The sequence below is a fragment of the Idiomarina sp. Sol25 genome (genome assembly GCF_033052775.1).
GTDB lineage: Bacteria > Pseudomonadota > Gammaproteobacteria > Enterobacterales > Alteromonadaceae > Idiomarina.
On record NZ_JAUPEW010000001.1, the window covers coordinates 673993 to 685930 of the forward strand.

Here is an 11938-nt window from a genome sequence, read left to right on the forward strand (position 1 = left end):
ATACTCTCTTCGTTCTGAAGAGAATACCACCGCTCACACACTTAAATATTATTTCAGATCAAAGCGGTCTAACTGCATGACTTTCGTCCATGCCTGAACAAAATCATTAACGAACTTCTCGTCTGCATCACTCATTGCATAAACTTCTGCAACAGCACGCAATTCAGAGTTTGAACCGAAAATCAGATCAACCGTCGTTGCAGTATATTTCTGTTCTCCAGTTTTACGATCAAAGCCTTCGTATATCGCTTCGTTGTCCGATGACTTTTTCCATTCGTTTTCCATGCTTAGCAGGTTAACGAAAAAGTCATTATTCAACGTCCCCGGCTGGTCTGTGAAAACACCATGATCACTGTCGTTATAATTAGCGTCCAGCGAACGTAAGCCACCCACTAATACCGTCATTTCCGGTACCGTTAAGGTTAGCTGGTCAGCTTTATCTACCATATGCTGAGCTGGTGAAACACGGTTGCCTTCAGCATAGTAGTTGCGGAATGCGTCAGCTTTAGGCTCAAGGAACGAGAACGAGTTAACGTCCGTCATTTCCTGAGAGGCCTCAGTACGACCCGGCTCAAAAGGCACCGTCACATCGTAACCGGCATCTTTCGCCGCTTTCTCAATAGCCGCAGCGCCGCCTAAAACGATAACATCAGCCAAAGACACGTGCTTGTCGCCAGACAGCTCATCATTAAAGTCTTCCTGAACGTCTTTCAGCGTATCCAGTGCCTTCTTAAGCTCAGCCGGGTTGTTCGCTTCCCAGTTCACCTGAGGCTCTAATGCAATACGAGCGCCATTAGCACCGCCACGCATGTCAGTACCGCGGAAGCTTGATGCCGAAGCCCAGGCAGTACGAACTAACTGAGGCACGCTAAGACCTGAATTCAGAATTGCAACCTTAAGCTGCTCGACGTCATTCTCGTTAATCAGTTCAAAATCGACTTCAGGAATTGGATCTTGCCATAGCAGATCTTCCTGCGGAGCCATATCGCCAAGATAACGCTGTTTAGGACCCATATCGCGGTGCGTCAGCTTGAACCAGGCTTTTGCGAACGCCAGTTCAAACTCTTTAGGGTCTTCATGGAAGCGTTTAGCAATTTTGCGATACTCAGGATCTTCTTTTAGCGAAAGATCCGTCGTAAACATAATAGGTGCGTGACGCTTGCCTTCAACGTGTGCATCAGGAACCAGCTCAGATGCCTGACCGTCAACAGGGATCCACTGAATCGCACCAGCTGGACTCTTCGTTTGTTCCCATTCAAAACCAAACAGATTATCCAGGTACTGAGTTGTCCAGGCTGTCGGGTTCACTGACCATGCACCTTCTAAACCACTGGTGATGGTATCTTCGGCGTTGCCTTTACCGCATTTGTTTTTCCAGCCAAGACCTTGCTCTTCAACACCTGCAGCAGCTGGTTCCGCACCTAAGCACTCTTCAGGCTTGTGCGCACCATGTGCTTTACCAAAGGTGTGTCCCCCGGCAATAAGAGCAACGGTTTCTTCGTCGTTCATTGCCATGCGGCCAAATGTGTCACGGATGTCTTTAGCGGCCAGTAACGGATCAGGCTTGCCGTTAGGTCCTTCGGGGTTAACGTAAATCAGACCCATCTGAACAGCGGCCAAAGGGTTTTCAAGTTCACGGTCGCCAGAGTAGCGCTCGTCACCCTTTAACCATTCTTTTTCAGGGCCCCAGTAAACAATATCAGGTTCCCAGGCATCTTCACGTCCGCCGGCAAAACCAAAAGTTTCGAACCCCATAGACTCAAGCGCAACGTTACCGGTTAGCACCATCAAATCAGCCCATGAGATATCTCTGCCGTACTTTTGCTTGACCGGCCACAACAAACGACGCGCTTTATCCAGACTGACATTATCCGGCCAGCTATTTAGTGGTTCAAAACGTTGTTGAGCGCCAGCTGCACCGCCACGCCCGTCTTGAACCCGGTAGGTTCCGGCACCATGCCAGGCCATACGAATAAAGAATGGGCCATAATGACCGTAGTCAGCTGGCCACCAGTCCTGATCCGAGGTCATTAGCTCTTCAATGTCTTTTTTAACCTGCTCAAGGTCAAGCTGACTGAAAGCTTCAGCGTAATCAAAATCGTCTCCATAAGGGTCTGATTCAGGACTGTGTTGACGCAATGGCTCTAAATTGAGCTTATTTGGCCACCAAAAATCGTTCGACTTAGGCTCTGAAGAATTTACCTCATAAGATGAGTTTTCCTGAGCATTTGCAACACCCGTTCCGGCTGAAAACGATATCGCAATCGCTACAGCAGAAAGTAAAGGTACTGTTTTCTTAAACATGATTAATTACCCTTTTCGTTAGACACAATAAGTGCGTCAGTAATATAAAACAAACGGAGTCTTTTAGGGGGCTCAGATAGATGAGGAAAACAGATTGGCATAATCGTATAGTCAGTCTTGACCGAAAGTTTCATAAAGGAGCATTGGTTAAAAACGATACGGTTGAGATGAAGTCGAGCAGAACGTCGATACTGTCGCCGCAACAGTTCGGTACCAGCTTCTAACTACCAGTCTAAATGCTTAAAAGCTGACGTGTTGACTTTTGTAGAAGCACGTCAGCCCACTCATTCCGTAACTTCTAATGTTATTCATTCATTATTTTTACTGTAAAAAACCGATCTAACTTTAAGAAACCTTCGTAGCGCTCTATACTCTATCAGCAAATTAAGAATAAACGCTTAAATTTAAAGAGTAAAACAACTTACCTTTATACAGGGGAGAGCAAATGAATAAAAAAGAAGAGGAAGTGCTCCGCGGGGACAAAGACCTCGAGCGCGAGCGTCAGGCTAACGACCCGATGATTCCTGACGGTGAAGTCAATCCAATCAGTACCGATTATCAAGTAGGACAAGACAACGTTGTTATGAAAGTAGGGCCTTTCGGCCTTGATTTTCATAACCGCGTATTTGCTATTTCGGGATTAGCCATTGTTGCCTTTGTCGTCATAACATTAATGTTCCAAAATCAGGCCGAGCCCGTATTTACAAGCACCAAAAACTGGCTGACGGCCAACCTTGACTGGTTCTTTATCGGGGCAGCCAATATTTTTGTGCTCCTTTGCTTGTTCTTAATCTTTTCACCATTAGGTAAAGTTCGTTTAGGTGGCACTGAAGCAAGCCCTGACTTTTCTTATCTGGGCTGGTTCTCAATGCTGTTTGCCGCTGGTATGGGTATTGGACTCATGTTTTACGGTGTGTCTGAACCTATTACGCATTTCAGCACGGCATTGGCTGGAACCGAAACCGGGGCTAACGGTCTACGCACTGACTGGGCACCTCTTGGTGGCGCTGGTGGTGATGAGGCTGCGGCAATTAGGCTCGGCATGGCAGCAACCATTTTCCACTGGGCTCTGCACCCCTGGGCAATCTACGCGGTGTTAGCTTTGGGCTTAGCCTTATTTTCATTTAACAAAGGTTTGCCACTAACTATTCGCTCTATTTTTTATCCCATTCTGGGTGAGCGCGTATGGGGCTGGCCAGGTCACGTCATCGATATCATAGCGATACTCGCAACCTTGTTTGGTCTTGCAACCTCGTTGGGGTTAGGCGCGTCTCAGGCTGCAGCCGGACTGAACTTCTTATTCGGCTGGGCTGAGGGTGATACCACCGAGGTTCTGCTCGTTATCGGAATAACCGCTATCGCGTTGATATCAGTTCTTGCGGGTCTGGAAAAGGGTGTGCAGCGACTGTCGCAGGTTAATATGTCGTTGGCAGCTATTTTGATGCTATTCGTCATTATCGTGGGCCCAACGGTCGCAATCCTGACCGGCTTCGCGGAAAACCTCTACAATTACATTGTTAATTTACCAGCTCTATCTAACCCAGTTGGTCGTGAAGACTTAAACTATTCACAAGGCTGGACATCGTTTTATTGGGCTTGGTGGATTGCATGGTCGCCGTTTGTTGGGATGTTTATTGCACGCGTGTCAAGAGGTCGTACAGTACGTGAATTCTTAATCTCGGTACTGCTAATACCTTCTTTGGCCTGTGTATTCTGGATGACGGTATTTGGTACTGCTGCAATAGATCAATTTTTATCAGGAGCTGAAGAAGTTGCAAACGTCGACTTATCACTGCAACTCTTTGTTATGCTCGATGGCCTGCCATGGACAGGAATAACTTCCTTCGTGGGTATTATTCTGGTTATGGTATTTTTCGTTACTTCGTCTGACTCTGGTTCATTGGTTATCGATACCATCAGTGCCGGCGGTAAAGTTGAGGCTCCAGTACCTCAGCGCATATTCTGGTGTACATTCGAAGGCTTAGTAGCAATTGCCCTAATACTTGGCGGTGGCCTCGTTGCCCTGCAAGCAATGGCCGTTTCTGCTGGCTTACCATTTACTCTTGTCCTGTTGGCAGCTTGTTTTGCTGTAGTTCAGGGATTACGTTCCGAACCAAGAGTTGGTAAACCTGCGAAGTAGCGACTCGCGTTACGCCTTTACCCATTTAAAAGCGGCGCTAAAGCGCCGCTTTTGCTATAACAGGTGCAATTATGGAAGCCGAACATCTGGAAATTCTTAATTTTTTACGACGTTTCCCTCCCTTCAATGAACTGCCTGAAGAGGAACTTGTTGAGCTGGCCAAAAGTACTGAAATCAGCTATTTCAAAGCAGGTTCCCAACTGCTTGAATATAATGAGTCAATTTCTAATTTACACGTCGTTAGGCATGGTTCAGTAGAAACCTACAATCGCAACGGTGATCTGTTTAATCGGTTGAGCGAAGGTGGCTTTTTTGGTGAAGCAGGTTTACTGCGTAAAGGTCGTGTTCGCTACCCCGTCAAAGCATTAGAAGATACGCTTATCTACTTTATTCCCGGCAGTTTATTTAATCGCTTGTTCGATGAATATGACAGCTTTGCAGATGCAGTTGAAGTAGAGGGTCACAGGCGCGTAAACCAAGCAGTAAAAGAGCAGGAAAATCGTAATGAATCGCTTTCTGCTACGGTTGATACAATCATTACCCGTGAGCCGGTTTCTATTGATTTAAACGCAAGTATTCACGATGCTGCCGCTAAAATGACAGAAGAAAAAGTGTCATCATTACTTATTCTCGATGAGACACAGCATTTGCCGGTGGGTATTATAACGGATAAAGATCTACGAAAACGCGTCTTAGCTGTAAACCGCTCAAGCACCCACCCTGTTTCCTCTATCATGACCGAAAACCTGACATTTATTCAGTACAATAACCGCGTATTCGAAGCCTTATTAATGATGATGCGGACCAACCTTCATCATTTGCCGGTATTGAAGAAAGGTCAAGTTGTCGGCGTTATCGCCTTATCGGACGTGGCGCAACATGAGTCAAAAAGCACGCTGTTTATTGTGAGCGGTATTTTTAAACAAAACTCTACTGAAGAACTGGCTGAACTTGCGGAAAGTGTCCGCGCTAGTTTCGTTCGCATGGTTAACGAAGATGCAAACTCGCGCATGATAGGTTCTGCGATGGCCACTATTGGTCGTTCGTTCAAGCAGCGGTTTTTAGAACTTGGTGAAGAAAAATTTGGACCGCCACCAGTCCCCTATTGTTTTCTTGCTCTGGGTTCAATGGCGCGTGACGAGCAAAGTATTGTCACGGATCAGGACAACGCGATGGTTTTACATGACGACTTTGACCCTAAACAGCACGATGCCTACTTTAAAGAGTTGGCCGGCTTTGTGGCCGACGGCTTAAATGCCTGCGGCTATACCTATTGTACTGGCGGCATCATGGCCACCACAGATGCCTGGCGCCAACCGTTAAAAGTGTGGAAAAACTACTTTACCGACTGGATTGAAAATCCATCACCCGAAAAACTGCTGCATTCCTCCATATTTTTCGATTTGGACGGCGTCTGGGGTCAGCAAAAATTTGCCGATGAGCTCAATTCACTGATACGGAAAAAAGCCAAAGGTAACAAACAGTTTTTAGGCTCTATGGCACGTAATGCGCTAAACCGAACTCCGCCTTTAGGCTTTTTTAAAGATTTCGTCATGGAAAAAGATGGCAAACACCGTGATAGCATCAATACCAAACGCCGCGGCACCGGCCCAGTTGCAGATTTGATCCGTGTTCACGCTTTGGCCATTGGTTCATCACAGCGCAACTCCTTTACTCGCCTGGAAGACATTATTGAGTCACAAATTTTGCCACAAGGTCGCGGGCCAGATTTACGTGATGCTCTGGAACTGATTGCTATGGTGAGAATTCGACATCAGGCGTTAGCCATTTCGGCAGGAGAAGTGCCTGACAATAACGTTGCTCCGGAAGACTTGTCTCATTTTGAGCGTAAAAACCTAAAAGACGCCTTTCAAATTCTAAGTAACGCACAAAAATATTTGCGTTACCGCTACTCGGGAGGCTAAGCGATGCTTTATCTCGCCCCGGAAAACAAACAAAAGCAAAAAAACAGCAAATCTAAGAACATTGACTGGCCTAAACAATTTGAGACCTTAGAGCAGCTCAGCCACTCTCAGGCGCTTAAACGGTATTACAGTCAGGGCATCAGTTCGCCCGATACGCCCATTAATAAAACGCCTATGGTTGCCGTCGATTTTGAAACAACGGGGTTAAATCCTGAACAGGATGGCATCGTGAGCATCGCAGCAATTCCTATGACTACGGAACGAATTTTATTTTCGGAAGCAAAAAGCTGGGTTGTCAAACCCCGGCGCAGTCTTACAGATGAATCTGTCGTTATTCATGGTATTACTCATAGCGAAATTGAGCATGCGCCCGATTTAGAAAGTATAATTGATGAGCTACTGGAGCTTGTCGCCGGAAAAGTCTGGGTTGTTCATTACCACGGCATTGAACGCCCTTTCCTGCAACGAGGGATAAAAGAACGTCTGCATGAAAATATCCAGTTTCCGCTTATTGATACAATGGAAATCGAAGCTCGATTCCACCGTAAGCCATTATCCTTATGGCAAAAACTGCGTGGTAAAAAACCGGAATCCATTCGTTTGGCGGACAGTCGCACCCGCTATAACCTACCCTTTTACCCCCCGCATAATGCGTTAACTGACGCACTGGCGTGCGCGGAACTTTTGCAGGCTCAAATAGCCTATCACTTTAAGCCAGATTCCCCACTCAGTGAGATTTGGCTGCCTTGATCTGCTTGTTAAGCACTGAATACGTGTGAATTTAAGTAAAAAGCCTGGACTCTGGCGCCAATTAATATCACCCTTGTTCTCTTAGTTTCAGGAAAATCGCATAAAAAATTGGTCTTATAAAAGCAAAAAGGTAACAACAATGAAAATCTGGCTTTCCATTCTTACTCTACTTTTAGGGGCACTAGTGCCTCACAGCTCGATCGCTCAGGATCAAGTGATTAAACCCGCTCCCAGAGTTTCAACTCAGGTACAGGCTGAATTTTTTGCTGCTATAAACAAGCTTTGCGGTAATTCTTATGCAGGTGAGGTAACAGTCGATACACCAAAGTCAGAAGGGTTCGAAGGGGATTTGGTGATGCACGTTCGTAAGTGTGGTGAGCAGCGAATAGAAATTCCTTTTCATGTTGGAGACAACCACTCGCGTACCTGGATATTAACGCAAACAGGCTCAGGTATTAGCCTAAAACACGATCACCGTAAACCTGACGGCAACTATGACCCATTAACTATGTATGGCGGGCATACGATTGACAAGGGCTATGCAACCGCACAATCTTTTCCTGTTGATGCCTATTCTAAAGAGTTATTTATTGAACTAGGCGTCCCGCAGTCAAACACCAACATCTGGGAAATGTACATTCACGATGAAACCTTTACTTACCGTTTAGTTAGAGAAGGTCGAGAGTTTCGGGTGGATTTTGACTTAACAGAGCCAGTTGAAACACCTGCAACTCCATGGGGATATACAGACTAAGGTCTGCGAAGTTAAAGCTAATTAATATCGCTCCAATGCGTATTTTTATTACTTTTTTCTTCCTTTTCCATTAGCACCAGAGTTAAGTAAATTTTGGTGGGCAGCGACAGGATAATGCCAACGGCATTCATTGCTGCCCCCAAAATATAACCACGAAAATCAATATCATCGTTGCCGATAGTCACAGCCAGCACAACATGGCCTAATAAAATTAGGGTAATGCCGGTGATCATGGCAGTTTTAAGTAACCTGACTTGCGTGGTTTTTTCCACTTAAAGAACCTCCCCCGGAATGCGCACCTGACCTTCCATTAACACTCGGGCACTACGACTCATAATGGCTTTAATGGCTGTCCATTGACCATTCACCTGTTTGCATTCAGCTCCTACCTGCAAGGTGCCTGACGGATGTCCGAAATTAACCATAGTACGGTCTGTACCGCCAGCGGCTAAATTAACGGTTGTACCCGGAATAGCTGCAGCAGTGCCGATAGCAACGGCCGCAGTTCCCATCATGGCGTGGTGCAATTTCCCCATCGACATAGCCCTTACCAGCAAGTCAATGTCGTTGGCTTTAATGCTCTTACCGCTGGATGCGGTGTAGTCTTTTGGCGTTGCCACAAAAGCCACTTTTGGCGTGTGCTGACGGTTAACCGCTTCAGCAATACCATCAATCAAGCCCATTTTTACCGCACCATAGGCACGAATGGTTTCAAAGCGCTCCAGCGCTTCCGGACTGCCGTTAATGACTTCCTGCAGCTCAGTGCCGTCGTATCCAATTTCTTCCGCATTGAGGAAAATGGTCGGAATGCCTGCATTAATCATCGTGGCTTTTAATGTACCAATGCCCGGAACCTCTAAATCATCAATAAGGTTACCGGTAGGAAACATTGATTCACCGTCGGCAGATGGGTCCATAAACTCCACCGGCACTTCCGCCGCCGGAAAGGTAACACCGTCCAGAATAAAGTCACCGGTCTCCTGCACTTCACCATTAACCATAGGCACTTTATTGACAATGGTTTTGCCAATATTGGCCTGCCAGATGCGAACTTCGCACACACCATTTTCAGGTATACGCTCAGCGTCAACCAAACCGTTAGCAATAGCGAAAGGCCCTACCGCCGAGGATAAATTTCCGCAGTTTCCGCTCCAGTCGACAAACGGCTTATCAATAGACACCTGACCAAAAAGATAATCGACATCGTGCTCTGGTTGAGTGCTTTTCGACACAATCACCGTTTTGCTGGTGCTGGAGGTAGCACCTCCCATGCCGTCGGTGTGCTTAGCATAAGGATCCGGACTGCCGATTACGCGCATTAATATAGCGTCACGCACAGCACCCGGCTGTTGTGCCGGTTCGGGTAAATCCTGCAGACGAAAGAAAACCCCTTTCGAAGTCCCGCCACGCATATAGGTGGCGGGAATTTTGATTTGTGGTTTCTGTTCCATTATTAGAACTCCTTAGCTTGCTTCTGCTTCTAAAAAGTCCTGCGCAAAACGCTGCAGTACACCACCAGCCTCATAAATAGACACTTCTTCTTTAGTGTCTAAGCGACACTGCACCGGTACTTCTTCACTGTCACCATTGGCACGATGAATAACCAATGTCAGTCTTGCACCGGCTTCTGGCGTACCTTTCACATCGAAGGTTTCAGTGCCATCAATACTCAGTGTTTTACGAGTTGTGCCCTCTTCGAATTGCAGCGGCAGTACGCCCATACCAATCAGGTTGGTACGGTGGATGCGTTCAAAGCCTTCAGCAACAATGACTTCAACACCCGCTAAGCGCACACCTTTTGCCGCCCAGTCGCGTGACGAGCCTTGACCATAGTCGGCACCGGCCACAATAATCAACGGCTGTTTATTTTCCATATAGTGTTCAATGGCTTCCCACATGCGCACGGTTTTCCCTTCAGGTTCAATGCGTGCCAGCGAGCCCTGAATCACCTTACCGTCCTCACCCTTCACCATTTCATTAAACAGTTTCGGGTTCGCAAAAGTCGCGCGTTGCGCTGTTAAATGGTCACCACGGTGTGTTGCGTAAGAGTTAAAGTCCTCTTCCGGTACGCCCATTTTCGCCAGGTATTCACCCGCCGCACTGTCGGCCATAATGGCGTTTGACGGCGACAAATGGTCGGTGGTGATGTTGTCGCCTAACACTGCTAACGGACGCATACCCTTCATGGTACGTTCTGCAGCTAATGCACCTTCCCAGTACGGTGGACGACGAATATAAGTGGTTTGTGGACGCCAGTCATACAGCGGATTGTTTTTCTCACCATAATCAACCGACAGGTCAAACATAGGATCATACACCTTACGGAATTGCTCAGGTTTAACGCTTTGTTTCACAATGGCATCAATTTCTTCGTCGCTTGGCCAAATGTCTTTCAACGTTACCGGGTTACCGTCAGGGTCAATGCCCAGAACGTCTTTCTCAATATCAAAGCGAATGGTACCCGCTATGGCGTAGGCTACGACCAATGGTGGAGACGCCAAAAACGCCTGCTTAGCATAGGGGTGAATACGCCCGTCAAAGTTACGGTTACCGGATAACACCGCTGTGGAGAACAAGTCATGGTCGATGATTTCCTGCTGTATTTTCGGGTCTAACGAACCACTCATGCCGTTACAGGTAGTACAGGCAAACGCCACCACGCCAAAGCCTAAATCTTCCAGTTCAGGCAACAGCTCAGCTTCTTCCAGATACATTTTGACCGTTTTGGAGCCCGGAGCCAGCGATGATTTTACCCACGGCTTACGGGTTAACCCCAGTTTGTTCGCGTTTCGGGCAATGAGGCCAGCAGCAATCATATTGCGCGGGTTACTGGTATTGGTACAGCTGGTAATTGCCGCAATGATCACCGCGCCGTCAGGCATTTTGCCCTCTTCCGGGTTTTCGATATGCTTAGCTACACCACGCTCAGACAATTCAGATGCAGGTAACAGCGAATGCGGGTTCGATGGCCCGGCCAGGTTACGCTTAACTTTTGATAAATCGAATTTAAGCACCCGCCCATATTCGGCAGACTTCAGGCTATCAGCCCACAATCCCGTCTCTTTGGCAAAGTGTTCAACCAACTCTACCTGGTCATCGTCACGACCGGTCAGCTTTAAGTAATCAATGGTTTGATCATCAATATAGAACATGGCCGCAGTCGCGCCGTATTCCGGGGTCATATTTGAGATGGTGGCACGGTCGCCTACCGTTAAGGCTTCTGCACCTTCACCGTAAAACTCCAGATAGGCTCCAACAACACGCTCTTTACGCAAGAATTCGGTCATTTCCAACACTAAGTCTGTACTGGTGATACCCGGTTGCAGCTTACCGCTAAGCTCAACACCTACAATGTCAGGCAAGCGCATATAAGATGCACGCCCCAACATAACGCTTTCCGCTTCGAGGCCGCCAACACCTACAGAGATAACACCTAAGGCATCAACCATTGGCGTATGGCTGTCAGTACCCACACAGGTATCCACAAAAGCAACATTGTCGCGAACCTGCACGACCGGTGACATTTTCTCCAGATTGATCTGGTGCATAATGCCGTTGCCCGGAGGAATCACATCAACGTTTTTAAACGCGGTTTTGGTCCAGTTAATAAAGTGAAACCGATCGTCGTTACGACGGTCTTCAATAGCCCGGTTCTTCTCGAAAGCGTCTTTATCAAAGCCTGCGTGCTCAACTGCTAGTGAGTGGTCAACAATCAACTGAGTTGGAACCACAGGGTTCACTTTGGCGGGGTCCCCACCTTTTTCTGCAATGGCGTCACGCAATCCGGCTAAATCCACTAAGGCTGTCTGACCTAAAATATCATGACAGACAACGCGTGCCGGAAACCATGGGAAATCGTGTTCTTTTTTGCGGTAAATCAACTGTTCTAACGATTGCGTCAGAATATCCGCCGGGCAGCGACGGACTAGGTTTTCAGCTAATACACGGGAAGTATAAGGCAGGCGCGCATAGGCCCCTGGTTCAATCGCATCTACCGCGGCTTGAGTATCAAAGTACTCGAGCGTAGTACCAGCGAGTTTTTTACGGTATGAAGTCATGAGTTAC

At 47.2% G+C, this 11938-nt stretch carries 8 protein-coding genes; 4 read left to right on the forward strand and 4 right to left on the reverse strand.

What is annotated here, in order from left to right; translation table 11 throughout:
• Positions 1-48 precede the first annotated feature (48 nt).
• Positions 49-2304: a catalase/peroxidase HPI gene (gene katG / locus Q5L94_RS03285; protein ID WP_317497044.1), complete on the reverse strand. Its 2256-nt coding sequence runs from the start codon at positions 2302-2304 to the stop codon at positions 49-51.
• A 445-nt stretch (positions 2305-2749) separates the two neighbouring features.
• On the opposite strand from katG, the gene Q5L94_RS03290 reads away from it, so the two are divergent.
• The 4 genes from Q5L94_RS03290 to Q5L94_RS03305 all read left to right on the forward strand — a co-directional run bounded on the left by Q5L94_RS03290 (position 2750) and on the right by Q5L94_RS03305 (position 7873).
• Positions 2750-4444 (forward strand): BCCT family transporter, encoded by a 1695-nt coding sequence (locus tag Q5L94_RS03290; RefSeq protein WP_411161926.1) that lies wholly within the window; start codon positions 2750-2752, stop codon positions 4442-4444.
• A 71-nt stretch (positions 4445-4515) separates the two neighbouring features.
• Positions 4516-6369 (forward strand): DUF294 nucleotidyltransferase-like domain-containing protein, encoded by a 1854-nt coding sequence (locus Q5L94_RS03295; RefSeq protein WP_317497045.1) that lies wholly within the window; start codon positions 4516-4518, stop codon positions 6367-6369.
• Between the two features lie 3 nt (positions 6370-6372).
• Positions 6373-7119: a 3'-5' exonuclease gene (locus Q5L94_RS03300; protein ID WP_317497046.1), complete on the forward strand. Its 747-nt coding sequence runs from the start codon at positions 6373-6375 to the stop codon at positions 7117-7119.
• Between the two features lie 139 nt (positions 7120-7258).
• The gene (locus Q5L94_RS03305; protein WP_317497047.1) at positions 7259-7873 is read left to right on the forward strand and encodes a hypothetical protein; all 615 of its coding nucleotides are present in this window, start codon (positions 7259-7261) and stop codon (positions 7871-7873) included.
• A gap of 17 nt (positions 7874-7890) precedes the next feature.
• Here Q5L94_RS03305 and Q5L94_RS03310 read toward each other — a convergent pair whose 3' ends face one another.
• From Q5L94_RS03310 to acnD, 3 genes are read right to left on the reverse strand one after another with little or no spacing between them, the layout of a single operon-like run.
• Positions 7891-8145, reverse strand: coding sequence for a hypothetical protein (locus Q5L94_RS03310; protein WP_317497048.1), 255 nt, complete (start codon positions 8143-8145; stop codon positions 7891-7893).
• Positions 8146-9324, reverse strand: coding sequence for a 2-methylaconitate cis-trans isomerase PrpF (gene prpF, locus Q5L94_RS03315; RefSeq protein WP_317497049.1), 1179 nt, complete (start codon positions 9322-9324; stop codon positions 8146-8148).
• Between the two features lie 12 nt (positions 9325-9336).
• Complete coding sequence (acnD, locus tag Q5L94_RS03320) at positions 9337-11931, reverse strand: Fe/S-dependent 2-methylisocitrate dehydratase AcnD (protein WP_317497050.1); 2595 nt, start codon at positions 11929-11931, stop codon at positions 9337-9339.
• Between the last annotated feature and the right edge of the window lie 7 nt (positions 11932-11938).